Origin of the sequence: Sphingomonas sp., assembly GCF_029239295.1 — a bacterium.
Taxonomy (GTDB): domain Bacteria; phylum Pseudomonadota; class Alphaproteobacteria; order Sphingomonadales; family Sphingomonadaceae; genus Sphingomonas.
Map to the genome: position 1 here is coordinate 150,491 of NZ_JAQZBC010000006.1, position 25,114 is coordinate 175,604.

The window sequence follows — 25,114 nt, forward strand, 5'->3', positions numbered from 1 at the left end:
ACACAACATATTTGCGATTTATCCGCGGTATGTGGAACTTTCTGGAGGGATCTGATGCGCTTAGTTCAGGCTGCAACAGCGGGCGCTTTTTTGCTCGCTTATGCTGGGGCTGCCGCGGCGCAGCCGAGCGAAGCTGCCTATGCCGACGCGCTGAGCCTGCGCGAGCGTACGATGCACCTGACCGATGGGGTCGCCGATGCAGCCGTGTGGTCACACGATGGTAGCCACTTCCACTATCGCCGCACCGAGAACGATGGATTTCGCTTCATTAGTGTTCGCTTGGCGGACAAGCAGAGGCGCGACGCGTTCGATCATTCACGCCTCGCCGCTGCCATCAGCACGATAACGGGCAGCACCTATCGCCCCGATCGCCTGCTGTTAAGCGAGTTCGCCTTTTCATCCGACGATCGCGCTATCCTGATCACCGTCGCCGATCGCCGCCTTTCGTGCGCGCTGGATACCTATGTCTGCGGGGCCATCCCCGCCGCGCCCGGCCGCCCCAAAGTGATCGGCGTACTGCGCGATCTCAGCGTACCGGCCGACAACAGCCCACGCCACTCGCCCGACCGGCGCTATGTCGCAACGGTGGAGGGGGACAATCTGGTCGTACGGCAGGCGGCGGACGGTCGTGAGCTGGTCCGCAGCGGCGATGGATCGCCCGGCAATTTCTACGATCCCGAAACGATCACCTGGTCGCCCGATTCCTCCCGCGTGGTGATCAACCGCGTCCGTGCGGGCCATCGGCGCGAGATTTATCGCGTTGCCAGCTCCCCCTCGGATCAACTCGAACCCAAGCTGATCACTCAGCTTTATCCAAAGCCCGGCGACGCGATCGACATCGATCGCCCGATCCTGTTCGATGTTGCCGCCGCCAAGCAGATCGACATCGACCCCGCGCTGTTCGACAATCCGTATCAGCTGGGGAAGGTCACGTGGCGAAAGGATTCCGCCAGCTTCGCCTTCACCTACAATCAGCGGGGACACGCCGTGTACCGTCTGGTCGAGGTTGACGCGCGCACCGGAAAGCCGCGCGAAGTGATGGCCGAACGCTCCGACACCTTCGTCTACGCCCCGCGCATGGATTATCGCGACGTCGACGGGACGGGCCGCGAGATCATCTGGATGTCGGAACGCGACGGGTGGAACCATCTGTACCTGGTCGATGGCCGCGGCGGGAAGATCCGCAACCAGATCACCAAGGGCGATTGGGTCGTCCGCCGCATCGTCAGCGTCGATCCTGCGACCCGCACGATCATCTTCGCCGCCAACGGCCGCGAACGTGGTGACCCCTACCTTCAGCATTACTACCGCATCGGTTTCGACGGCCGCGGCCTGAGCCGGCTGACGCAGGCGGACGCCTTCCATGAGGTGACCTTCTCGCCCGACGGCCAGCATTATGTCGACATCTACTCGCGCACCGACATGCCGCCCGTGGCGGAGTTGCGGCGCACCGCCGATGCTTCACTGGTCGAGACGATCGAAAAGGCCGACATCTCGCGCCTGCTCGCCGCAGGGTGGAAGGCGCCGGAGACGTTTGTCGCCAAGGGTCGCGACGGAAAGACCGACATCTGGGGCGTGATCGTACGGCCTGCCGATTTCGACCCGGCCAAGAAGTATCCGGTGATCGAGAACATCTACGGCGCCGGCTTCGACGCCTTTGTGCCCAAGAAGTGGTGGCCGTTCGGCTTCCATGCCGGCGGCGACGAGGTGGTCGGCATGCAGGCGCAGGCGAACCTCGGCTTCATCGTCGTCCAGATCGACGGGATGGGCACGCTGCACCGGTCGAAGGCCTTTCATGACGTCACGTGGAAGAATGTCGGTGAAGGCGGCGCGCCCGATCGCATCGCATGGCACCGCGCCGCGGCAGCCAAGTACAGCTATTACGATGTCGACCGCGTTGGCCTGTATGGTGGATCGCTGGGTGGGCAGAACGCGCTGGGCGGCCTGCTGTTCTTCCCCGATTTCTACAAGGCAGCGGTCGCCTACAACGGGTGTCACGACAACCGCATGGACAAGGTCAGCTGGAACGAACAGTGGATGGGTTGGCCGATCGACGAAAGCTATTCGCGATCATCCAACATCGACAATGCCTGGCGGCTGAAGGGCGATCTGCTGCTGATCTCCGGCGAGCTGGACATGAACGTCGACCCGGCGGTGACGATGCAAGTGGCCGATCGCCTGATCAAGGCGGGCAAGGATTTCGACCTGCTGGTGGTGCCTGGCGCGGACCATGGTGTCGGTCGGTCGGAGGAGCCAATGGAATATGTGCTCCGCCGCCAATACAGCTTCTTCGTGCGCACGCTGCGCCGTGAAAGCACGCCGAACTTCAACCGGGCAGCGGCGACGCCGCCTCCCAGGGCCAAGCTCACGTCCGCTAGTTGATCGCATGAGAAGAGGTGCCGCGCCGACGGTCGACGGCGGCACCTTACTTACCTGAAGGCCTCCCGACACGCAGACTGCGTCTCGGAAGGTCATCTTTTCACATCCCGCGCGTGACCGTCTGCGACGCGGCGATGAGTTCGGGCAGGATGTTCTTGCGCATGTCGTCAGAGGTGACTCGGGCCGTCGGGCAGCACACGTTCAGCGCGGCCAGGACACGTCCCTCGCGATTGCGGACCGGCACCGAGAGCGAGCCGAGCCCAACCTCCAGTTCCTGATCGACGAAGCTATAGCCTTCCAGCCGGACCTTCTCGATCTCGGCGCGCAGCTTGACCTTCGACGTCACGGTGTGCGGCGTAATCGGCTCCAGCTTCACCCGATCGATATACCGCTCAAGCGCGTCATTGGGCTCCGCCGCCAGCAGAACGCGCCCGGTGGAGACCGCATGAGCGGGCGTGGTGCTGCCAATGGTGATGCTGACGTTGACCAACCGTTCGGATGTCGCCCGTGCGATATAGGTTACGTAATCGCCCGTCAGGACCGCGGCAAATACCGACTCCTGAAGATTGCGCGAAAGGTCATTCATCACCGGCTGGATCACGTCCAGAATACCCATCGACGAAAGCGCTGAATAACCAAGCTCAAGCACCTTTGGCTTGAGGCTGAAAAGCTTGTCATCCTTTTCAGCATATCCTTCGCGCACCAGCGTCAACAAGAATCGCCGAACTGTGGCGCGCGTCATTCCCGTCGCGCGGGAGATCTCGCTCAAGGTCATCTTCGGCCGCGTACGAGTGAACGACGATATGACTTCAAGCCCGCGGGCAAGAGAATTCACATAGTCTCGATCACTAACGTCCTGTTCGGCTGAAACCATATTCACTCCTTTGCCTTGCTCGACAGTCGGTCGCCACGGCGTTGTTTGAAGCCGGCGTACAATGCTTCAGCCAATGCGTCGATTCCCACGCGCGCCGGAATGCGCCATCCCCTTGCACAATCGCGCTGCCGCTCGTTAATACCACATAGCGCACATGTGTTCGCGTGACGAGCAAGGGGTTATACGTAATGGTAATCGGCAGTTCCGGTCTCAGCACAGCGGAGATCGACCGCAAGTTCGTGTTTCACCCTTTTACCATGCTCGCCGACCATGAACGCAGCGGCCCGTCGGTCGTCATCACCAAGGGCAAGGGCGCGGTGCTCACCGATGAACGTGGCGTCGATTATGTCGATGCCATGGCCGGCCTGTGGTGCGTTAACGTCGGCTATGGACGCGCCGAAATCGCCGACGCGCTGCGCGATCAGGCAAACCAGCTGTCCTATTGCCACGCCTTCTCCTCGATGAGCAGCGACAAGCCGGCGATCCTGGCCGCGCGCCTGATCGAGATGGCGCCCGCCGGCATGTCAAAGGTGTTCTTCGGCAATTCCGGATCGGACGCGAACGACACCCAGGTGAAGCTGGTGTGGTATTACAACAACGCGCTGGGCCGCCCGCAGAAGAAGAAGATCATCGCACGCCAGCGCGGCTATCATGGCGTGACGATCATGACCGCCGGGCTCACCGGCCTCCCCGGACTTCATGCCGGCTTCGACCTGCCGTTGCCGATGATCCGCCACACCACTGCGCCCCGCCGGCTATGGGAAGGCCATGGCCTGACCGATGCGGAATTCACCGCGAAGCTGGTCGCCGACCTGGAGGAACTGATCGCGCGCGAGGGAGCGGACACGATCGGCGCGATGATCATGGAGCCAGTGATGGGCGCCGGCGGGGTGATTGCGCCGCCAGAGGGCTATTATGCCGCGATGCGCGACGTGCTGCGTCGCCACGACATCCTGCTGATCGCCGACGAAGTGATTTGCGGCTTCGGCCGACTTGGCGCGATGTTCGGGTCCGAACTGCTCGACATGCAGCCTGACATGATCACCGTCGCGAAGGGGCTGACCTCGGCCTATTTCCCGCTCTCCGCTTGCATTGTCGGCCAGCATGTCTGGGACGTGCTTAGTGGCGCCGGCAGCCAGTTCGGCGCCTTTGGCCACGGCTACACCTATTCCAGCCATCCGCTGGGCGCCGCCGCAGCGCTCGCCAACCTCGACCTGATCGAGAAGGAGAACATGCTCGCCCGCGTCACTGACGAAGGTGCGCACATGCAGGCGTCGCTGCGCGCTGCCTTTGCGGATCACGCGCTGGTCGGCGAAGTACGCGGTCAGGCACTGATCGGCGCGGTCGAATTCGTGAAGGAAATCCGCGCGACCGGTCCGGTCGCCTTTGATCCCGCGCTGAAGGTCGCGGCGCGCATCGTGAAGGGCGCGCTGGACCGCGGCGTCATTGGCCGTGCGCTTCCCTCCGCAGACACCGTCGCCTTTTCCCCGCCATTCGTCATCCAGCGCGAAGAGATCGATCGTTCAGTTGCCGCCTTCCGCGATGCCGCGGATCAGGTTCTGGCCGAACTGCGCGCCAGCGGCGACGCCTGATCTGAGACCCGCCGCCGCCGCTTCCCCGGATGCGGCGGCCCGGACGAGCGCAAAGGGGGCGCGTACCGTGTCGGTACGCGCCCCCTTTCTAACGGTCATGTCTTTGCCGATCAGCCCGCGGCGTTCTTCCGCTGATGCGCCGCCCAGGTGGTCGACCCGATCGCCGGATCATCCAGGTTGCGCGCCGCCAGCGGCTTCACGACCTGATTGTGCGGTCCGGTTTTCACCATCTCCGGATCGCGATACGCCTCGTCCACGACATGGGCGAGTACGTTGATCCAATAGTCCACGTCCTCGCGCGACCACATCTCTCCCGCTTCCGGCGTGAACGGCTGCGGCACGATCCACGGCTCGTGGCTCAGCCAGAAGGCGTCGATGCCAAAATCACCCATGCGGTTCTGAACGTCGAGCGCGCCGACCCCGGTTTCCTCGAACAGTTTCTCCATGCTGAAGCGCGTCATTTCCAGACGCCATCCCGGCATGTCGGGATGCGAGCGGGTGACACCGCGGACTTCAAGCAGGCGCTTTTCCATGTAATTGTTCAGCAGCACCGACATGTCGGACGCTTCGGACAGGCCCTCGAGCCCCATCGCGCGAACCCAGGCATAGGCCTTGAACACCTGATGCAGATTGCCGAGATATTCGCGCACCTTGGGTGCATCGACCGATCCGTCCGCCAGCGCGAAACGATCATCATTACGCACCACGCGCGGCCCCGGTAGGAACGGCAGCAGCTCCGCCGAACAGCCATAAGCACCTACCGCCGGCCCGCCGCCGCCCTTCGACACACCGAACGTCTTGTGCAGCATGAACATGCACGCGTCGAAGCCGAGATCCCGGGCGCGGATCTTCGTCATCACACCGTTGAAATTGGCGTGATCGTAGAAGGCAAGGCCACCAGCCGCCTTCACGATCCGCACCCATTCATCGATCTCGGGATTATAAACGCCCATGTCGTCGGGGTTGTTGATCATCAGCGCCGCCGTCTTTGACGACACCGCGGCGCGCAGCGCGTCCAGTTCGGGATAGCCGTTCGGCCCCAGCGGCAGGGTGATCACGTCGAATCCGGCGGTTGCGGCGGTTGCGGGATTGCACGGGTGCGACTGGATGCTGGTGATGATCTCGGTTCGCTGCTCCGCTTCGCTACGCGCAGCGTGCCAGGCGCGCGTGATGCACGCCTGCGTATAGGCGGCATCCGCCCCGCCCGCCGGCTGGAAGGTAAAGCCCTCCATGCCTGACAGTGCGCACAGCGCCTCTTCCATCCCGTGCACCGCCGCCAGCAGACCCTGGACCGTATCGGGATGCTGGGCCGGATGGACGCCGGCTATCTCGCGCCGCATCGCCGCCTGCTCGCCGCGACGGGGATTGTATTTCATCGTACAGGTGCCGAACAGGCTGATGCCGATCATGCCCATCGTCTCCTGGGAGAGGCGCAGATAGTGGCGCAGCACGTCAGGCTCGGAATTCTCCGGCAGCGCGGGCGGGTTCGCACGACGCAGCGCAGTGGGAACGCGCGCTTCCCCCCCTTCAACCAGCGGAAAATGCTGCCCCCGCCGCCCGGGCGCGCCCATTTCCATGATGATTGGCTCGTCCCACACGGGCGCGTGATAGCGACGAAGCGTCATGCCAGGATCTCCTGCAACGCGACGCCCAGCGCATCCACGCTGGCATCGTTATGAATTTCGGTGAAGGCGTACAGCGCAGCCGACGGCAGTTCGGGACACAGCGCCCCGACATCGATCCCGCCCAGGATGTTGCGCGCACGCAGTGCGGCATCGACGCCGGCGACATCCGCGCGATCGTAGGAAAGTGGGAATTCCTTGAAGAACCCGCCCGTCTCCGGGACGGACACTCCGGCAATCCCGGCCAGCCGCTCGGCGGCACGGTGCGATCGATCGAGGATCAGCTCGCCCACTTCGCGGAACCCCGCCGGGCCGAGCAGCGCCATGTAAACGCTGGCGCCGACCGCCCAGAGATAGGTCGAGTTGCCGGTCCAGTCCTTCCCCTCCTCACGCGATCCGTAGGAGGATTGGTGGAACCGCATCATGCCGAACGCCATCTTGCCGTCGACCGTCTCGGTGATGCTGTTCAGCAGGGTCGGATATTCGGCGGTGTAGCGTTCCTCGTCGCGCGACGCGATGAAGCCGCCCAGCCCGCCACCGGCGTGCATGTGGATGCCGAGCGTCTGGATCGTGCCGACCGCAATGTCCGCACCATAGGCGCCGGGCGCCGCGATGACGCCAAGGCTGATCGGATCGACACCGACCACCGCCTCCGCCCCGACCGCATGCGCGATATCGACGATGTCGGCCACCCGATGTTCCAGCCCGCCGAGGAACGCCGGATTTTCGAAATACAGGGCGGCGATCCCGTCATCCGCCAGCGCGCGCAACGCATCGACATCGGCGCGACCCAGCAGGTCACAGGGATAGGTTTCGACCACGATCCCGCGATCCGCACCAGCAGAGGCGCAGTATGAATTGATCACCGCGCGGCGCTCCGGGCACATCCGCGCCGGCACCAGTACGCGGCGGCGCCCGTTCAACCGCGCCGCCATCCTCAGCGCATGGCCGGCAGCGCAGCCCCAGCTGTACACCGGCAGACCGACCATCTCGAGTTCCAGCAGCGCGCCGAGCTGGCTGGTGAACTCGAACCACGCCTGGTTGCGTCCGAAGTCCGAGGAGGGCGTGCCCCACACGGGGGTCAGGAATTCGGCGCGGTTGACGATCTCGTTTACTACTGCCGGCACATGGTGCTGCCAGCATCCCCCGCCGAGAAAGCTCGTCATCGCCGCGGCCGGCCGGTTCTGCGTCAGCAGGCCGTCGAGGTGCCGCGCCAGTTCCACCTCGGAGCTGAGCGCCGGTGCCATCGTGATCGGAGTGCGCAGGCGGTGATGCTGGGGGATCTGCCCGAACAGCGCGTCGGTCGTATCAGCGCCAATCGCGCGCAGCAGGTCGGCCCGCTGCTGCGCCGTGGAATTCGGCATGAAAGGATGCGCGCGGTCCGGTGCTGGCATGGAGCCTCTCGTCGTTTTGTGCTAAGGGCGCACATAATGATTGCAGTGCGAACAGGACTTGCGTGCGTCTCGGCCTGATTGTCAACCCGGTCGCAGGGGTCGGCGGGCCGCTGGCGCTGAAGGGATCGGATGGCGCGATCCCGGCGCATTTGGCGGCGGGGGCGGGTGTGCCGTCACTCACGAGTACACGCGCCGCAACGGCGCTCGCCGCGCTAGCCGGTCATCCATGTACCATCGTCACCAGCGCAGGAGCGATGGGAGAGGACGCTGCTCGCCAGGCATCGCTTTCGGTTCAGGTCGTACATGCGCCGGCCACTAACCCGAGCGCGCCGTCAGACACGGTCGCCGCAGCCGGCGCGATCGCCGCAGCCGGCGTCGATCTGCTGGCCTTCGCCGGCGGGGATGGCACTGCGCGTGACCTTCTCGCCGCGAACCTCGGGTCGCTCCCGATGCTTGGGATACCTGCCGGGGTGAAGATGCATAGTGCGGCCTTCGCCACCAGCCCGGGCACCGCCGGAACGATCCTGCGGCACTGGTTACAGGGGCACGGTCGCCCTCCGGTCGTCGCCGACGTCATGGATCGTGATGATCAGGGCGCGATCACGCTATACGGTGCGATGCCGATCCCGCGATCGCGCGGCATGCAGGCTGCGAAAGCCACCCTGGCAGGCAGCGCAGCGGCCGATCTGGAACGTGCCGCTGCCGCGCTTTCGCGCGAGTTACGCGACGAACCGCTGGCGGTCATCGGCCCCGGCGCGACGATGATGATGGTGAAGCAGGCGCTGGCAGGCCAAGGCACGTTGCTCGGCGTCGACGCCTACGCCCATGGCGAGCCGGTGGCGATTGACGCCGACGCACAGGCGCTCCGCGCGCTCGCCGCCGCAACGCCCCCGCGCCTCGTCTTGGGAGTGATTGGCGGACAGGGCTTTCTCCTTGGCCGAGGCAACCAGCAGATCGATGCGGTGGTGATTGCCTGTGCCCGTCAGAAAGGTCTGACGGTGCTGGCCGACGCGGCAAAGCTGGTCGCGCTCCACGACGCCACCCTGCTGGTGGATAGCGGCGACGCGAGCCTCGACCGCGAGTTGGAGAGTTATCTGCGCGTCCATGTCGCGCCCGGACGATCGATGATGATGAAGGTACGCGCCGCCTGAGCCCCCGACATTGCGAGACCGCCAAGCGGCCCACGCGAACCCAACCGGCTCGCTTTACTCCCAGGTGATCACCAGCCTGCCGCTGGCCGGCACATGGTAGTCGATCCGGTCCTCGTCGCTCGCATAGGGGCGCAGCGTGTCGCCGGCCGCCGCGGTCACGTTCGTTCGCGGCAGCTTGTGTCGTTTCAGCCGTACCAGCCGCAGATTGGCGGTGCACGGCTCGCTGCCATCGAGCGTGATCGTCAGGGCGCGGTCGCCCATGCGCTCGATCCCGCGGACCAGATAGTCGCAATACAGCCGGAATGGTGCGTCCGGCACATTGTGGAAGGCGCGTGTCGCGAAGATGAAGGCCGCGCCGGCGCCATAGACTTCCTGCCCCACCTGCCCCGCCTGCTGCCCGTCGGGATAAAGATCCTCCAGCGGGAAGGAGAGTTTGGCATCGATATGGCCGTTCGTTTCGCGCTGCTTCTCCGCGATTGCCTGGGGCGGCAGCGCATCGGGATAATAATACCACGCCCGCGACAGCGCGTATTTGCCATATTCGTTGATCAGCATGCGGGCCTCGGGCTCAAGGTCCGGCCCCCCGTCGCGCAGATATTGTTCAAACGCGACGAAGCTGTCGAAGCATTCGTACATCGCCATATAAGGCGCGTCCTGAAGGCAGGTGACCGCCAGGAACGTTTCATAAGCGGCGGCATGGCCGATCTGGCTGTCCCAGATCACCGAATTGTGCAGGAAGCTCGCCAGATAGACGTAGCTTTGCTCCAGATAGACGTCGTTGTTGGTGATCCGCCACAACCGCATGCACGCCGCTGCGCCCCAGGCGGTGAGGTTCGCCTGGTAATTGACGTTGAAGCGGAGCCCGATCGCCTTCTCGATCGCGATCCGCGCCTCGTCGAGATAGGTCTTGTCGTCGGTCAGCTCGAACGCCTGCAGCATGACCCAGGCGTAAACCCCGCCCACATCGGTCTGGCCACGCCCGTCGGCAGGCGCGTTCTTCGCGATCACCGTGAAGTCGGTGACCTTATACTGCACCGGCCATTCGTAATCGAAATGGCGCGCCGCCTTTACCGCATAATCGAGTGAGCCCAGGAACAGCGCGCGCGCATCCTCATCACCATCCAGCGCCAGGATGCCCAGGTTCAGCAGCGGGTGATAGAGATACCAGCTGTCGACGGCATCGGCGTCCTTCTCCTTTCCGACATTGGGCAGGTACCGCCGCAGCGTCTTCAGCTTGGGGTCGTAGAACTTCTTCAGCCCCTTCTTCAGTTCGGCCTCCAGCGGCAGCGGCTCGCCCCGCCACTTGCCCCATCCATGAAGCGCCGCGATCACCGACATCTGCGCCATGATGTCCGGATATTCCGCGCCGGTGTACGGGTGGATGTACAGATGGCCATAATGGCGGATGGTCGCCTCTGGCGCCTGCGCGAGATCGCGTGCGGCACGCTCCGCACGATCGATCCAGTCGCGATAATGGACCACCGGCAGGTCGATCATGCGGTAGGCGTCGCCCAGCATCTGGATGAAACGACGCGCCGATTCCCGCTCATGCGGGGGCGCATCATGCCGGAAGATGAGGATCGCGTCGGACAGTGTGATCTTTTGTCCGGCGGGCAGCGCCACCTCGGCAGGGTCTACGTCCCGCGCCGGTGTCGGCAGCAGATAGCCCAGCTCCGGCCATTCTCCGCCCACGACGCCATCGGGAGTCGTGCCGGTCGCCCGGAAATAGTCGTTCAGCGCCGTCAGGTTCTGGAAATACAGGACATCGCCGAACCCCGGCTGATCAATGCGGAAATACAATAGCCCGGCGTTGTGCCCGCGCTGCGCCGCCTCGACCGTGCCCGTCGTACCCAGCGGATCGTCTCGCTCGTCCAACGGATACAGGTCGCGTGGCACGAACGGCAGCACCATCGAACGCGTCGGGGTCAGCCGCACGACTACGCGCAGCCGTTCCAGCATGTCCTTGTTGCGGAAGAAGGTGATCTCATGCCGGCCCGCAGCACTGGTCACCTCGATCCGCGCCGCCTCGCCCGGCTTCGCGCGCAGCAGCCGGGTTTCGAAGGCGGTGCCCAAATATGCGGCGCGGACCGCCAGGCCGCCCTCACCCGGCCGGCGAACGATGGCGAAAACCGAGTCATGTGTCGCCCGCACCTCGACGGTCAGCTCGCCGAGGTCGAACCCGACGATCGGCTTCCCGCCGCCATCAAGGCTGTCCTTCAGCGCGAGGAGATAGGGGCTGACGCTGCTGCGTGCTTCTTCCAGCGTGGTCGACGCCAAAATTACACCTCCGATGTTCCTTCTGGCGTAATCGGCGTCGGGCGCGCTGGTTCCCGGCTTTAACCTGCCTCAACAGGATTGCCCGGCGGCGGACGGGAGAGCCTTTGCCCCCGGGAAGCGGGGGCCCGCCGCCGCGTATTCGCGGTGACGATCGCCTCTTGTCCTCACATGTCGGCCGCGGTCGGGCGGACGATCATTTCGTTGATGTCGACGCCCTCGGGTTGCTCCAGTGCGAAGCGCACAGCGCGGGCGATGGCATCGGGGGTCAGCGACTTCTGCCGCCATCCCTTCAGCGCGGTAGCGACGTCGGGGTCGGTGATGTCATTGCCCAACTCGGTTGCCACCACCCCCGGCGAGATGAGCGTGGAGCGGATCTCGTCATGCTCTTGTCGCAGCCCCTCGGTGATCGCGCGCACGGCATGTTTGGTGCCGCAGTAAACCGCTGCGGTCGGCATCACCATGTGCGCCGCAACGGAGGCAACGTTGACCACATGGCCGCTGCGCTGGGCGATGAAGCGCGGCAGCACCGCGGCAATACCGTTCAGAACGCCGTTGATGTTGACGTCGATCATCCGCTTCCACTCGTCCCGCTTCAGCGCGGCGAGCGGCGACAGGGGCATGACGCCGGCATTGTTCACCAAGACGTCGACCCGGCCGAACTGCGCCTCTGCCGCGGCGGCAAAGGCATCGAAATCGTCGCCATCGGTCACATCCAGCATGCGCCAGGCGACGCGGTCACCCAGTTCGGCGGCCAATGCCTCCAGCCGGTCGGCACGCCGGGCGCCAATGAACAATTGCGCGCCCGCCGCGGCCAATTCACGGGCGGTTGCCTCGCCGATCCCGCTCGATGCGCCGGTGATCAGCACTACCTTGTTGATGTTCTGCGTCATGATGCTTCCTTTCGCTTGGTCTGCACGAGCATCCAGATGGCGTTGCGAGGGGACCGGGCGGTAGAGCGATCCTCCAAACCCCTTGCCTGATCCTCCAGGATCGCCGCTGCTGGCTTGCGCGATCCGCCCGCGAGGAGGATCACGGCGATCATGAAAGAGGTCGCCGAACTCGCCCGCATCATCGGTCGGCATGTCAGCAGCGCGGGGATTGCTCCCACAGCGATGCCGCGACTGTCGCTGATCTGCGCCGATCAACCCAGCACGCCCACACCGGCCGTCTATGAGGCGTCGCTTTGCCTGATCGCCCAGGGATCGAAACGCGTCTCGATCGGGGAGCACAGCGTCATCTATGATGCCGCGCATTACCTTCTGGTCTCGGTCGATCTGCCGTTGGTCGGCCATATCATCGATGCCAGCCCTGACCGACCGTATCTGTGCTGCAAGATCGATCTCGATCCGACCATGTTGGCAGACCTCCTGGGCGAGGAAGGCGGGCGCATATCGCGCACCGACCTGCCGGTGCTGGGCGTCTATCCCAGCGATCCCGATCTGATCGATGCGGCCTGTCGGCTGGTCAGGCTGCTTGACCGTCCGGAGACGATCGACGCGATCGCCCCGCTGATTGAGCGCGAGATCCTCTATCGCCTGCTGACAGGGCCGCACGGCCCGATGCTGCGCCATGTGGCGACCGCCGGCAGCCACCTGAACCAGGTTAGCCGCGCGATTGCTGCCATTCGCCGCGGCTTCGACCATCGGCTGCGGATCGAAGATATCGCAGCCGAGGCGGGGATGAGCGCATCCTCGCTCCACGCCCATTTCAAGGCGGTCACGCGGATGACGCCGCTGGAATATCAGAAACAGCTACGCTTGCAGGAGGCGCGCCGGCTGATGATTGCGAACGGCGCCACCGCCGGCACCGCGGCTTATGCCGTCGGCTATGAAAGCCCCTCGCAGTTCAGCCGCGAATATCGCCGGCTGTTCGGCGCACCACCGCGGCAGGATATCGAACGCCTGCACGCTGAGCCGGCTGGTGGGATGGCGCTATAACGCTGTCCATCCCTCAGCGGCTGGCGCGCATCGGTACATTATCGAGCATGTCGTAGACCTGCCCCACTTCCCCGGCGACGAAGCGATCCGCTTCCATTCCCGCCGCGCGCGCGGCGGCGGCCAGCAATTCCGCGGGTTCCCCGCGCGGCTCATCGGTCAATTGGAACGTGCCCCAGTGGATGCCGATCGCACGCCGGGCGCCGACATCCTGGAAGATCTTCACCGCCGCATCCGGGTCGACATGCTGCGGCGCCATGAACCAGCGCGGCGCATAGGCGCCGATCGGGATCAGCGCTGCGTCGGGGCTCCCCAGGCGCTCCCGCAAGGCGGTGAAGATCGCGCCATCGCCATATCCGGTGTCGCCGGCAAACCAGATCGTCCCCGCCGGCGTCGCCAGGAAATGACCACTCCACAGCGCCATGCGAACGTCGCTCGGCCAGCGGTTCGCCCAATGATAAGCCGGCGTCAGCGTGGTCGTGAGCCCCTCGGCCAGCGACAGCGCCTCCCACCAGTCCCCCGTGACGCAGCGTGCGTCCGGCACGCCGGCACGGATGATCGCATCATTGCCCAGCGGCATCGCCATCAGTGGATCGTGGGCTGCTTGCAGCCGTCGCAACGTGGCAAGATCGAGATGGTCGTAATGGGCATGGCTGATCAGCACGACATCGATCGGGGGAAGATCCTCGAACCTTATACCCGGTTCGGTCACCCGCTTCGGGCCGATCGAGGTGAACGGGCTGGCCCGCATCGACCAGACCGGATCGGTCAGGATATTCCACCCCGCTGCCTGGATCAGCGTCGATGCGTGGCCCACCATCGTCACTAGCAGGCCGGCTACCCGCGCGTCCGGCATGGCGGGCGTGACCGGAACGCTCGCCGGCCATCGCGCCGCCCCGCGCGCCAGTTTCCAGCGCAGGATCGCCGACAGCCCGGCGTCGGTCGATTGCTGCCCTGGATTGAAGAAGCGCGTGCCGTCGAAATGGTCGCTGGGCGGCCCCTCATAATATCGATTGCGCGCCACGCCCGTCAGCCGTGCCTGATCGGCACACGCCGTCCGCGACGCGCCACGATCATCACTGGGTAACGGCGTCCCGGTCTGCGTTGCGCTGCCAGACCTGTTCGGCCAGCAGCGTTGCAAAGCCGAGCCAAGCGACAAACGGCACGCCGAGCAGCCCGGCCGGCTTGTCCACCTTGCTCGCGGTCAACACATAGCTGGCCCCCGTTCCGACCATCATCGCCGATGCCGCTGTGCTGGCGCCCAGCGCGCGCTTGCGGAAGAACAGCTCCGTCCAGCCGCCGATCATCCCGGTGTTGAGCAGCCAAAGCCCGACGCCAAGGTTGCGGCTGGCGCTGGCTGGTTGGCGCAGCAACCGGTATCCGCCCACGGCCAGCCCGGTCTCCAGCGCCGGCCACACCGCGCCGAAGGCGGCATCGGGCGGCGTGAATGAGGGCTTGTCCAGCCGCTTATACCATCCACGGATACCGGGGTGGCTGCGATCAGGTGCGTTGCGCCGCCCGATCACCGCGCTCACGCCCATGACCCCGGCGACGATGGTGGCGGCGGCAACACGCGAAAGGCCGGTTGCTGGCTGTGTCCGCGCGGCGATCATGCGGCGAGATACCGCTGCAGATCGTCGCTGCCGCCGATCCGCTTGTCATCGATGAATACCTGCGGGGTCGTGTCGACGCCGTGCTCGGCCTTGAACGCATCGACTTCCTCGCGCGACGACAGGATCCGGTCGTCGACCTCAAACCCTGCGGCCTCCAGCATCTCCTTGGCCCGGACGCCGAACGGGCACACATGATCGGGCAACACCATGCGGTACAAAATCGCAGACTTTTGATCCGCCACCAGCTTCTCCATCGCTTCAATGATCGTTGTTGCCCAACAGAGCGCAGGATGGCGACGTCTGTTCCCGTCCGGCACCACATGTTCGCCGCTCGCGTCCCGTGCCAATCCGATGTTCCACCTTCGTTCCCACGGCGTTATAGGTACGCTCATGTCGAACCAGCCGACTCATGGTCGCTCGCGAACACAAGCGACTTCGCGCCCGGGCCGCACCCTCTTCGCAGGGCGCGGCTGATGGCCCGCCGCGCCGGCAGCGCCGATCTGCCGCTGCACAGCGGCCGTGTACCCGCATGGCTGGGGCAGCGGATGACGCGGTTGGGCGCGGTGATCGCCGAGGCGATCGTGATCGAATATGGCCGCGACGAGTTCCTGCGACGGCTGGCGCATCCCTTCTGGTTCCAGTCATTCGGCGCGGTGATGGGCATGGACTGGCATTCGTCCGGCATCACCACCAGCGTGCTCGGCGCGTTGAAGCGCGGGTTGGCGCCGCTCGCGGGCGAGCTCGGCCTGCATGTCTGCGGCGGACGCGGACGGCACAGCCGCGCAACCCCGGCAGAACTCGCGGCGGTCGGCATGCGGGTGGGGCTGGATGGCGACGCGCTCGCCCGTGCCAGCCGGCTGGTAGCGAAGGTGGACAGCGCGGCGGTTCAAGACGGGTTTGATCTGTACCTGCACGGCTTCATCGTCAGCGACGACGGACGCTGGGTCGTGATCCAGCAGGGCATGAACGGCGACCGCCGCCAGGCGCGCCGCTACCATTGGCTGTCGGAGGGCATCGAAAGCTTCCTCGATGCGCCACATGCCGCGATCGAGGGGGTCAACCAGGGACGGATCGTCAATCTGGCAGACGAGCGCGCCGCCGCCTCGCGCGACCGGCAACTGGCATTGCTGCGCGAAACCGGTCCGGACGGCATCATCCGCGCGCTGGAGGAAATTGATCCCGCCGCCGCGCCGCGCGCTCGCGCGCCATCACCGCAAGCGATGCTCCCGCACCTCGTCATGCCGCAGCATCACGACGTCCGCCCCGAGAACGTCGTCACCCGCCGCCTCCACGGCGCGCTGGCCGCGGCGGCGGAGCAGGGACCGACTGACTTCCCCGATCTCCTCCTGGTGCCAGGCATCGGTGCCCGCACGATCCGGTCGCTCGCCATGGTGGCGGAGGTGGTCCACGGCGCTCCCTGCCGGTTCAGCGATCCGGCGCGCTTCAGCCTGGCGCATGGCGGCAAGGATCGACACCCCTTCCCCGTTCCGACGCACGTGTACGATCGGACGATCGCGACCATGAAGGCCGCGGTGACTGCCGCGCGGCTGGGACAGGATGAGAAACTCGCCGCAATCCGACGGCTCGATCAGCAGGCCCGGCGGCTGGAAGCGACCGCGAGCGGCCCGTCGGTCGAGGCGCTGATCGCCGAGGAACGCCGCCATTCGCACGCCTTTGGCGGCCGCAGCATCTTCGGCCGCGAACCGGCGCCCGCGGCGGAGGAGGTCGCCTGATGCCGCCCGACAGCCTGTTCGACCTGCTGGCGCTTCCCGGCCTGTCGACCATCAGTGATCTGGTGAGCGCCGAGGAGGAACGGCAGTTGATCGCTGCGATCGATTCCACCGCCCTGTCGCCGTTCCGTTTTCAGGGGTGGACAGGCAAGCGGCTGACGAGCTCCTTTGGCTGGCATTATGACTTCGATCGCGGGCGGCTGGAGCCGGGGGCGCCGCTCCCGGACTGGCTGCTGCCGATCCGCCAACGGGCGGCGACATTCGCCCGGCTGCCCGCCGACGCGCTCGTCCAGGTGCTTCTGATCCGCTACGATCCGGGCGCGGGTATCGGCTGGCATCGCGATCGGCCGGCGTTCGGGCATGTCGTGGGCGTGTCGCTGGGCGCACCGGCGGATTTACGCTTCCGTCGTCGTCTCGGGACCCGCTTCAGCCGGGTCACCGTGCCGCTCGCCCCGCGCGGCGCCTATCATCTCAGCGGCGAGGCGCGCGACGACTGGGAACATAGTATCGCCGATATGGATCAGACCCGCTGGTCGATCACCTTTCGCAGCCTGCGCGCACCCCTGCCAACAGGCTCAGCCGCACCTGCTCCGTAAGATTGCTGAGCGAAACGAGCCCCGGCTCCATGCCATTCCCCGTCGATCCGCAAGGTCGGCGACGCGGCACCGGAATGGAGTAGACGACATGGCGTATCGCAAGCGCCTCGTGCTCGCGTTTGTCGCCGTTCCGCTCCTGCTGACGATTGTCTGGGCGCTCGGAATGTTCACGAGGCCCGGTGCCGATAATTTCTGGGCGGTGCGGCGCCTGCTGGTCAATTACACCGGGATTGTGGCGATCGGGCTACTGGCGATCGGACTGATCCTGGCTGCCCGCCCGGTCCAGGTGGAGGGGCTGCTCGGCGGGCTCGACAAATTCTACCGGCTGCACAAATGGTTTGGTATCGCGGGCACCTGCGTCGGCATCGTGCACTGGCTGATTGAGATCCTGCCGCGCCAGTTCGTTCGCTGGGGCTGGATAGCGGGGCCGGGACGCCGCCCGCGCGGCCCCCCCGCGGTCGCGACCGGCCTTGATCCCTTCCGCGACTGGCACAGCGCCGCCGTCAGCGTGGCGGAGCCAGCACTCTATGTGATGATAGCGCTGGTGCTGATCGCGCTGTGGAAACGCTTTCCCTATCGCGCCTTCCTCAGCACCCACAGGCTGCTCGCGGTGGTCTATCTGGTGCTGGTGTTCCACGGCACGATCCTGATGGGCCGCAGTTACTGGTCGGCGCCGGTCGGGCCGTTCCTGGGCGTGCTAATGGCGGCGGCCTCGCTCGCCGCGATGGCCTCGCTGTTCCACCGTATCGGCAAGTCGCGCCGTGCGGTCGGCGCGATCGAGATGGTCGATCATCATCAGGAAAGCGGCGTCACCGAACTCGTGGTGCGTCTGTCCACCGCCTGGCCGGGGCATCACGCAGGCCAGTTCGCCTTTGTCGATTTCGGCGATCATGAGGGGCCCCATCCGTTCAGCATCGCGTCGGCCTGGCATCACGATGGCCGCCTGCGGTTCGGGATCAAGGCGCTGGGAGATTATACCAGCACGCTGCCGCGACGCCTCTTCCCGGGCCAGACCGTCACGATCGAGGGGCCTTATGGTCGCTTCGATTTCGATTCGGGGGAACGCCAGCTGTGGATCGCTGGCGGGATCGGGATAGCTCCCTTTGTCGCGGGGCTGGAGCGGCTGGTGGAGCAGGATCAGCCAGCGGACGTCGATCTCATCTATTCCACCCGGGTGCGCGACGAGGAACTGCTGCACCGGTTGTCGGCTCTGGCGGAGCGTACCGGCACGCGGCTCCACCTGCTGGTCACCCCGCCCGATCCGCAGCTCACGGTCGACAGGCTTTCGCAGATGGTACCCGACTGGCGATCCGCCGATGTCTGGTTCTGCGGGCCGCAGCCTTTCGGCGATGCCATGCGGACAGGAATGACTGCGAACGGGCTGCCTGAGTGGCGTTTTCACCAGGAACTGTTCCAGATGCGGTGAGCGCGCGTTCAACGCCGAAGGACATGAAACCCATCGTGCCCCGGCGATCCGCCTGCCGCCATCCGTGCATCTCCTTACTAGATATTCGCCGCGATCCGCTGAACTCTGCCACCTGGACAGCGTTTAACCCTTGCTGCCCTACTCGAAGGAGTTTCCGATGACGCGAAGCTTTGTGATCGCGGGGGCAATTCTGGCCGCCTGCACAGCTACGGCCGGTTCGGCGCAGACGAAGCCTCAAATCGAAAGGCAGGCGCAGGTACCGCAAAAGGACGGCATGACCTACATCGACGTGTTCAAGGTGAACAAGCGGATGGAGACCATCACCTGCCGCGACTTCAACCTGGTGGACGTCAACTTCCGCCCGCAGGCGGTGGTCTATGCGGCCAATTACGGGCCCAAGGGCCAGGTATCGAACCCGTCCGTCACGGTCGCCGGGGTCGAACGCGTGGTACCCGTCGTGGTCGATGCCTGCCGGGCCAGCCCGGGCAACAATTTCGTCGCAGCCGTTCGCCGTGCCATGGCGCAACAGCGCGCCGGCATGAAACGATAAGGCTAACCCTCGGGTGCCGACGCTCCCCGCGTCGGCACGCCTTTTCCAGCGCATCGTAGAAATTGCCGCCCCAGCCCTGCATTGGCACGCGTAGGCGAGCAATCAGATGGTGGACGCACCGCTGCCGCAGCCGGTCGCCAGAGCGTCACCGTCGCCAGCATCATCGATAGGAAATGTCGCCGCGATCGGCTGCGCGCACCGTGCCCGCGATCGGCCAAAGAAGGCCGCTGCTCACCCCGCGCCGCGAGGTGATCGATCAACCAGAATATGGTGGAAATGGTGGAGCCGAGGGGGATCGAACCCCTGACCTTCGCAATGCCATTGCGACGCTCTCCCAGCTGAGCTACGGCCCCATTCCGTTGGGAAGGCGCCCACTACCGGGGCGCCGGTGACTTGGCAAGCGGCCTTTTTGAGAAAGCCGCCTGCCAGTCAAATTTTGTTCAGACGATCAGTTATTGTCGTCGTCGTTGGTCGGCGCTTCCACGCCCAGGTCGTCGTCGCCGCCCAGATCGACTTCGTCGTCTGCGTTGGGCTCTTCGTCCTCGTTCTCGACCAGATCCGTATCGTCATCGCCCGCCAGATCGCTGTCGGCCGCCTTCTCGGACTTGGCCGCCTCGAACGGCATCGGCTGCTTGGACTTCAGAATCGGCTCCGGCTCCCATGCGTAGCCGCATTCGATGCACGTGACCGGATCGTCCTTTTGCAGGTCGTAAAAACGCGTCGCGCACTTCGGACACGTCCGCTTCGTGCCCCATTCCGGCTTGATCATGCCGTCTCTTGCCTTTCGGAAAATTGGTTCGACAGGGATGGCCTGTGAAGTGGCGCGCGCCTTGCCATAGCGCAACCCCGCTGGCAAGGCGCGGCGCGCAATGGCGCACCCTGACCCCCGTCCCGTTTCCGTTCATCCGGCCGCTCGCCTCACGGGGCGCATCCGCGTGCCGGGCGACAAATCCATAAGCCATCGCGCGTTGATGCTGTCCGCGCTCGCGATCGGCGAAAGCAGCGTTCAGGGCCTGCTGGAGGGGGAAGATGTCCTCGCCACTGCGGCCGCGATGCGCGCGATGGGCGCGACGATCGAGCGGGGTGATGACGCGATCTGGCGGATTCACGGCGTCGGTGTCGGCGGGCTGCTTCAGCCGCAGGCGGCGCTCGAAATGGGCAATTCGGGCACGTCGACGCGGCTGCTGATGGGGCTGGTCGCCAGCCACCCGATCACCGCCACCTTCACTGGCGACGCCTCATTGTCCTCGCGCCCGATGAAGCGGGTGATCGATCCCCTCGCCTCGATGGGCGCGGACATCACGGCCTCGCCGGGCGGACGCCTGCCACTGATGGTGCGCGGCCTGTGCCCCGCCGTGCCGATCACGTACCGCCTGCCGGTCGCCTCGGCGCAAGTGAAGTCGGCCGTGCTGCTCGCCGGCCTCAACACGCCCGGGATCACCCGCGTCATCGAACCCGTCCCGACGCGCGATCACAGCGAACGGATGCTGGCCGGCTTCGGTGCGCAGATCACCGTTGAGGAAGACGTGGACGGCCGCATCATCTCGGTAACGGGAGAGGCAGAACTTCGCCCCCAGACGATCGTCGTGCCGGGCGACCCCTCCTCCGCCGCCTTCTGGATGGTTGCCGCCTCGATCGTGCCGGGCAGCGATGTGGTGATCGAGAATGTCGGTCTGAACCCCACCCGCGCCGGCCTGGTCACCGTCCTGCGCCTGATGGGCGCGGACATCGTCGAACAGGATCCGCGCATCGTCGGCGGGGAGCCGGTGGCGGACCTGCGCGTCCGTCATGCCGCACTGTCGGGGGTCGAGGTACCGCACGATCTCGCCCCGTCGATGATCGACGAATATCCGGTGCTGTTCGTCGCAGCCGCCTTTGCCAGCGGCCGGACGATCGCGCGCGGCGCCGACGAACTACGCGTCAAGGAATCGGATCGGATCGCCGTGATGAAGGCGGCGCTGGAGGCCAATGGCGTCCGCTGCGAGGAGCATGAGGATGGGCTGACCATCGATGGCACTGGCGGAGATCCGATCGCAGGCGGCGGCACCGTCGCCTCGCGGCTCGATCACCGGATCGCGATGAGCATGGCCATAGCTGGCCTCCACGCCGTCCGGCCAATCGCGATCGACGATGCCAGCCCGGTCGCTACCAGCTTCCCCAGCTTCTTCGACCTTCTCACCCAATTGGGGGGCCGCGTCACATGGGGCTGATCACCGGCGAGCCAAACAGCGGACGCCTGATCGATCGCCGCACGTTGATCACCCGCAGCGCCGGTGTCGCCGGGGCTGCGCTCACCAGTACCGGCCTACTTGGCGCTCCCGCCTGGGCGCGCGATCTCGCCCGGCCGACCCGCGAAATGATGGTCCCGGTCGAGGGCGGCCGCGTCTATGTTCGCGTCGACGGCAATCTTGCCGGGCCCCGCCCGCCGATCATCATGGCGCATGGCGGCCCCGGCGGCACTCACGCCAGCTTCCTGGAGGCGCTGGCGCTTGCCGATCAGCGCGCCGTGATCCTCTATGACCAGCTCGATTCCGGCCGGTCGGATCAGCCCAACAATCCGGCAAACTGGCGCGTCGCCCGCTTCGTTGATGAGCTGGAGGCGATCCGCGGCGCACTGGGCGTGGCGCGCTGGCATATGCTCGGGGCCAGCTGGGGCGGCACGATCGCGCTGGAATATGGCGCCCGGCGGCCCGCCGCGCTCGCCGGCCTCGTCCTTGCCAGCCCGCTGATCTCGACCCGCAGCTGGCTGGGTGACGCCCGCGCGCTGATCGGAGAGCTCCCCGCGCCGATCCAGGAGGAGCTGCGCCGCTGCGGCGCGCTCACCCTGCCTGCCCCGCCGGCCAGCTGCGACGAGCCGACCCGTGCATTCTATGCGGCGTTCAACCGGCGGGAGCCGCCCGCGCCTGATATCAAGGCCTACACAGGGCAAGGGCGCGGCTTCAACGCACGCCTGTACCGCGCGATGTGGGGCGCAAGCGAGTTCGTCTCGACGGGCACGCTCAAGGATTATGATGGTGAGCCGTTGCTCGCCAAGCTGGAGGGAAAGCGTACCTTGTTCCTTTGCGGTCAGTATGACGAGGCACGGCCGGGCACCGTCGGCGCCTTTGCCGCGCGCGTGCCCGGCGCCGGCTTCGGCGTCATTCCGGGTGCCGCCCACGGCCTGTTCAACGACCGGCCGGCGGAGACGGTCGGCGTGCTGCGCGCCTGGCTCGCGCGGCAGGACGCGCTGGCATGACCCCGGGCATGATCATCGCCGTCGACGGCCCCGCCGCCTCGGGCAAGGGTACCATCGCCAAGGCGCTGGCGCGTCACTACAATCTGCCGCACCTCGATACCGGGCTGCTGTACCGCGCCGTCGCCGCAACGGTTCGCCGGCTGGAACTGGATCCGACGCGCGAGGCGGATGCCGTCGCAGCATGCGATTTTGACGAACTGACGCTCGCCGATCCGGTGCTTCGCGAGGAGGACATCGGGAAGCTCGCGTCGGTCGTCTCGGCACATCCGCTGGTACGCGCCGCGCTTCTCCAGCGACAGAAGCGCTTTGCGCATCAGGACGGCGGCGCAGTGCTCGATGGACGCGATATCGGCACCGTCATAGCGCCCGATGCCGATGCGAAGCTGTTCATCCGCGCCACGCCGACGATCCGTGCCCGCCGCCGCCACAATGAACTGGTGGCGCACGGCGCCTCGGTCAGCTTCGATCAGGTGCTCGCCGATATTCGTGCGCGCGATCAACGCGACAGCTCGCGCTCAACCGCGCCGCTGGTCCCCGCCAACGACGCCGCGCTGCTCGACACCAGCTTCCTGTCGATCGAGGCGTCGATCGAAAAGGCCATCGCCCTGGTCGAGGCTCGCCGTCGCAGCGACGGCTGACGACTCGCATCCGGCGCGCCCTCACGCCACGGAAACAGGCGCGCGCCTCTCGGCGGGTCGGACCCGGGCGCAAGGGCCAGCGCCCACCGGCGCGCGCCCGCACGGCATCCTTGCTCCGGCTAGTGCTTTGCAGTAAGGCGCACCGTCCGGCGAGCTTGGGTTCGCGGAGGCGTGGCGCGGAGGAAACCTCCAGCGCCCTTTTCGCATTTCGTGCGTCTTGGCCCTCCCCACCCCGGTCGTACGGATGCTGCGGCGGCATGCGGCCGGCGCGGCAACGATGGCCAAGACCAGCGGAACCAACCGCTTGGCCGGAAAACGAACTGACTAGGACGAACGATTTTATGGCCTCAACGGCAGCTCCCACGCGGGACGATTTCGCGGCGATGCTCGATGACATGTTCGGCGGCGCCGACAGCTTCGAGGGCCGCGTGGTGCTCGGCACCGTCACTGGCATCGAGAACGACCTGGCCGTCATTGACGTCGGTCTGAAGAGCGAAGGCCGCGTGCCGCTGCGCGAGTTCGCGCCGGCGCCGGGCCAGAAGGCCGAGCTGAAGGTCGGTGACGAAGTCGAAGTGTACGTCGACCGCGTCGAGAACATGCACGGCGAAGCGATGCTGTCGCGCGATCGCGCACGCCGCGAAGCTGCATGGGACAAGCTGGAGACCGAATTCGCCAAGACCGCACGTGTCGAAGGCGTGATCTTCGGCCGCGTGAAGGGTGGCTTCACCGTCGACCTGAACGGCGCCGTGGCCTTCCTGCCGGGTTCGCAGGTCGATATTCGTCCGGTGCGTGACGTCACGCCGCTGATGGACATCCCGCAGCCGTTCCAGATCCTGAAGATGGACCGCAAGCGCGGCAACATCGTGGTCTCGCGCCGCGCCGTTCTGGAAGAGACCCGCGCCGAGCAGCGTTCGGGCCTGATCCAGAGCCTGGCCGAGGGTCAGATCATCGAAGGCGTCGTGAAGAACATCACCGATTACGGTGCGTTCGTTGACCTGGGCGGCATCGATGGCCTGCTGCACGTCACCGACCTGAGCTACAAGCGCGTCCAGCACCCGTCCGAGATGATCAACATCGGCGACACGGTGAAGGTGCAGATCATCCGCATCAACAAGGACACGCAGCGCATCTCGCTGGGCATGAAGCAGCTCGAGAGCGATCCGTGGGATGGTGCATCGGTCAAGTATCCGGTCGGCGCGAAGCTCACCGGCCGCGTCACGAACATCACCGAATATGGTGCGTTCGTCGAGCTGGAGCCGGGCATCGAAGGCCTGGTGCACGTCAGCGAAATGTCGTGGACCAAGAAGAACGTCCACCCGGGCAAGATCGTCTCGACCTCGCAGGAAGTCGACGTCGTCGTGCTCGAGGTCGATGCCGACAAGCGTCGTATCTCGCTGGGCCTGAAGCAGGCGCAGCAGAACCCGTGGGAGCGTTTCGCCGCCGAGCATCCGGTCGGTTCGACCGTCGAAGGCGAAGTCAAGAACTCGACCGAGTTCGGCCTGTTCATCGGCCTCGACAACGACGTCGACGGCATGGTCCACATGTCCGACATCGCCTGGGGCGTGTCGGGTGAGGACGCGCTCAACCTGCACCGCAAGGGTGAGACCGTTCAGGCCGTCGTGCTTGACGTCGATCCTGAGAAGGAGCGCATCAGCCTCGGCATGAAGCAGCTCGAGCGTGGTGCACCGGTTGTTGGTGGTGCGACCGCAGGCGACCGCCTGTCGAAGAACCAGGTCGTCACCGTCACCGTTCTCGAAGTCCGCGATGCGGGCCTCGAGGTTCAGGCGGGCGACGATGGCGCAACCGGCTTCATCAAGCGCACCGATCTCGGCCGCGACCGCGACGAGCAGCGTCCGGAGCGTTTCCAGGTCGGTCAGAAGTTCGACGCGATGGTCACTGGCTTCGATCGTTCGAAGAAGCCGACCTTCTCGGTCAAGGCGATGCAGATCTCCGAGGAGAAGCAGGCCGTGGCACAGTACGGTTCGTCCGACTCGGGTGCCTCGCTCGGCGACATCCTGGGCGAAGCGCTGAAGGCTCGTCAGAACAAGGAGTAATCCTGTCCCGACAGGGTTCAAAAAGGGTCGGGTGGCGCATGCCACCCGG

General features: G+C 65.7%; 21 protein-coding genes and 1 tRNA gene. 12 read left to right on the plus strand and 10 right to left on the minus strand.

What is annotated here, in order from left to right; translation table 11 throughout:
• The first annotated feature begins 54 nt into the window (after positions 1–54).
• Positions 55–2,382, plus strand: a complete 2,328-nt coding sequence (locus K0S66_RS07890) for a S9 family peptidase (protein ID WP_301074799.1) — start codon at positions 55–57, stop codon at positions 2,380–2,382.
• A gap of 97 nt (positions 2,383–2,479) precedes the next feature.
• Here K0S66_RS07890 and K0S66_RS07895 read toward each other — a convergent pair whose 3' ends face one another.
• Complete coding sequence (locus K0S66_RS07895; protein WP_301074800.1) at positions 2,480–3,253, minus strand: IclR family transcriptional regulator C-terminal domain-containing protein; 774 nt, start codon at positions 3,251–3,253, stop codon at positions 2,480–2,482.
• Between the two features lie 188 nt (positions 3,254–3,441).
• Between K0S66_RS07895 and K0S66_RS07900 the strand changes: the two genes are divergently transcribed.
• Positions 3,442–4,845, plus strand: a complete 1,404-nt coding sequence (locus tag K0S66_RS07900) for an aminotransferase (protein ID WP_301074801.1) — start codon at positions 3,442–3,444, stop codon at positions 4,843–4,845.
• 110 nt (positions 4,846–4,955) lie between these two features.
• Here K0S66_RS07900 and gcvPB read toward each other — a convergent pair whose 3' ends face one another.
• Positions 4,956–6,470, minus strand: coding sequence for an aminomethyl-transferring glycine dehydrogenase subunit GcvPB (gene gcvPB / locus K0S66_RS07905; RefSeq protein WP_301074802.1), 1,515 nt, complete (start codon positions 6,468–6,470; stop codon positions 4,956–4,958).
• Positions 6,467–7,861 carry an aminomethyl-transferring glycine dehydrogenase subunit GcvPA gene (gcvPA, locus tag K0S66_RS07910; protein WP_301074803.1) on the minus strand — a complete coding sequence of 465 codons (1,395 nt, stop codon included), beginning with the start codon at positions 7,859–7,861 and terminating at the stop codon, positions 6,467–6,469. Before gcvPA ends, gcvPB begins: the two co-directional genes overlap by 4 nt.
• 62 nt (positions 7,862–7,923) lie before the next feature.
• Here gcvPA and K0S66_RS07915 point away from each other — a divergent pair, with 62 nt between their 5' ends.
• A complete protein-coding gene (locus K0S66_RS07915) occupies positions 7,924–9,012 on the plus strand; it encodes an NAD(+)/NADH kinase (RefSeq protein ID WP_301074804.1) in 1,089 nt (362 codons plus the stop codon).
• Between the two features lie 54 nt (positions 9,013–9,066).
• On the opposite strand, the gene K0S66_RS07920 is transcribed toward K0S66_RS07915, so the two are convergent.
• Both K0S66_RS07920 and K0S66_RS07925 read right to left on the minus strand, forming a co-directional pair.
• Positions 9,067–11,289, minus strand: a complete 2,223-nt coding sequence (locus tag K0S66_RS07920) for a hypothetical protein (protein WP_301074805.1) — start codon at positions 11,287–11,289, stop codon at positions 9,067–9,069.
• 164 nt (positions 11,290–11,453) lie between these two features.
• The gene (locus tag K0S66_RS07925) at positions 11,454–12,179 is read right to left on the minus strand and encodes an SDR family oxidoreductase (protein WP_301074806.1); all 726 of its coding nucleotides are present in this window, start codon (positions 12,177–12,179) and stop codon (positions 11,454–11,456) included.
• Between the two features lie 150 nt (positions 12,180–12,329).
• Between K0S66_RS07925 and K0S66_RS07930 the strand changes: the two genes are divergently transcribed.
• Entirely contained in the window at positions 12,330–13,226 is an 897-nt protein-coding gene (locus K0S66_RS07930) for an AraC family transcriptional regulator (protein ID WP_301074807.1), read from the plus strand.
• A gap of 13 nt (positions 13,227–13,239) precedes the next feature.
• On the opposite strand, the gene K0S66_RS07935 is transcribed toward K0S66_RS07930, so the two are convergent.
• Genes K0S66_RS07935 through K0S66_RS07945 form a run of 3 tightly spaced genes read right to left on the minus strand, consistent with a single transcriptional unit; the run spans position 13,240 to position 15,090 of the window.
• A complete protein-coding gene (locus tag K0S66_RS07935; RefSeq protein ID WP_301074808.1) occupies positions 13,240–14,247 on the minus strand; it encodes an MBL fold metallo-hydrolase in 1,008 nt (335 codons plus the stop codon).
• A 52-nt stretch (positions 14,248–14,299) separates the two neighbouring features.
• Complete coding sequence (locus K0S66_RS07940) at positions 14,300–14,836, minus strand: TspO/MBR family protein (protein WP_301074809.1); 537 nt, start codon at positions 14,834–14,836, stop codon at positions 14,300–14,302.
• Positions 14,833–15,090 carry a glutaredoxin domain-containing protein gene (locus K0S66_RS07945; RefSeq protein ID WP_301074810.1) on the minus strand — a complete coding sequence of 86 codons (258 nt, stop codon included), beginning with the start codon at positions 15,088–15,090 and terminating at the stop codon, positions 14,833–14,835. Before K0S66_RS07945 ends, K0S66_RS07940 begins: the two co-directional genes overlap by 4 nt.
• A gap of 219 nt (positions 15,091–15,309) precedes the next feature.
• On the opposite strand from K0S66_RS07945, the gene K0S66_RS07950 reads away from it, so the two are divergent.
• From K0S66_RS07950 to K0S66_RS07965, 4 genes are all read left to right on the plus strand, one after another.
• On the plus strand, positions 15,310–16,569 hold the full coding sequence (locus tag K0S66_RS07950; RefSeq protein WP_301074811.1) for a DUF763 domain-containing protein: 1,260 nt from the start codon (positions 15,310–15,312) through the stop codon (positions 16,567–16,569).
• A complete protein-coding gene (locus K0S66_RS07955; protein WP_301074812.1) occupies positions 16,569–17,162 on the plus strand; it encodes an alpha-ketoglutarate-dependent dioxygenase AlkB in 594 nt (197 codons plus the stop codon). Before K0S66_RS07950 ends, K0S66_RS07955 begins: the two co-directional genes overlap by 1 nt.
• A gap of 88 nt (positions 17,163–17,250) precedes the next feature.
• Entirely contained in the window at positions 17,251–18,588 is a 1,338-nt protein-coding gene (locus K0S66_RS07960) for a ferric reductase-like transmembrane domain-containing protein (RefSeq protein WP_301074813.1), read from the plus strand.
• A gap of 157 nt (positions 18,589–18,745) precedes the next feature.
• A complete protein-coding gene (locus tag K0S66_RS07965; RefSeq protein WP_301074814.1) occupies positions 18,746–19,138 on the plus strand; it encodes an HdeA/HdeB family chaperone in 393 nt (130 codons plus the stop codon).
• Between the two features lie 277 nt (positions 19,139–19,415).
• Here the strand turns inward: K0S66_RS07965 and K0S66_RS07970 are convergent.
• Positions 19,416–19,491, minus strand: a tRNA-Ala gene (locus tag K0S66_RS07970).
• 95 nt (positions 19,492–19,586) lie between these two features.
• Positions 19,587–19,907 (minus strand): TIGR02300 family protein, encoded by a 321-nt coding sequence (locus K0S66_RS07975; protein ID WP_301074815.1) that lies wholly within the window; start codon positions 19,905–19,907, stop codon positions 19,587–19,589.
• Positions 19,908–20,007: 100 nt separating this feature from the next.
• Between K0S66_RS07975 and aroA the strand changes: the two genes are divergently transcribed.
• The 4 genes from aroA to rpsA all read left to right on the plus strand — a co-directional run bounded on the left by aroA (position 20,008) and on the right by rpsA (position 25,065).
• Complete coding sequence (aroA, locus tag K0S66_RS07980) at positions 20,008–21,348, plus strand: 3-phosphoshikimate 1-carboxyvinyltransferase (RefSeq protein WP_301074816.1); 1,341 nt, start codon at positions 20,008–20,010, stop codon at positions 21,346–21,348.
• On the plus strand, positions 21,339–22,373 hold the full coding sequence (locus tag K0S66_RS07985) for a proline iminopeptidase-family hydrolase (RefSeq protein ID WP_301074817.1): 1,035 nt from the start codon (positions 21,339–21,341) through the stop codon (positions 22,371–22,373). Before aroA ends, K0S66_RS07985 begins: the two co-directional genes overlap by 10 nt.
• Before the next feature lie 8 nt (positions 22,374–22,381).
• Complete coding sequence (cmk, locus tag K0S66_RS07990; RefSeq protein ID WP_301074935.1) at positions 22,382–23,011, plus strand: (d)CMP kinase; 630 nt, start codon at positions 22,382–22,384, stop codon at positions 23,009–23,011.
• A 341-nt stretch (positions 23,012–23,352) separates the two neighbouring features.
• Positions 23,353–25,065 (plus strand): 30S ribosomal protein S1, encoded by a 1,713-nt coding sequence (gene rpsA / locus K0S66_RS07995; protein WP_301074818.1) that lies wholly within the window; start codon positions 23,353–23,355, stop codon positions 25,063–25,065.
• Positions 25,066–25,114: the final 49 nt, after the last annotated feature.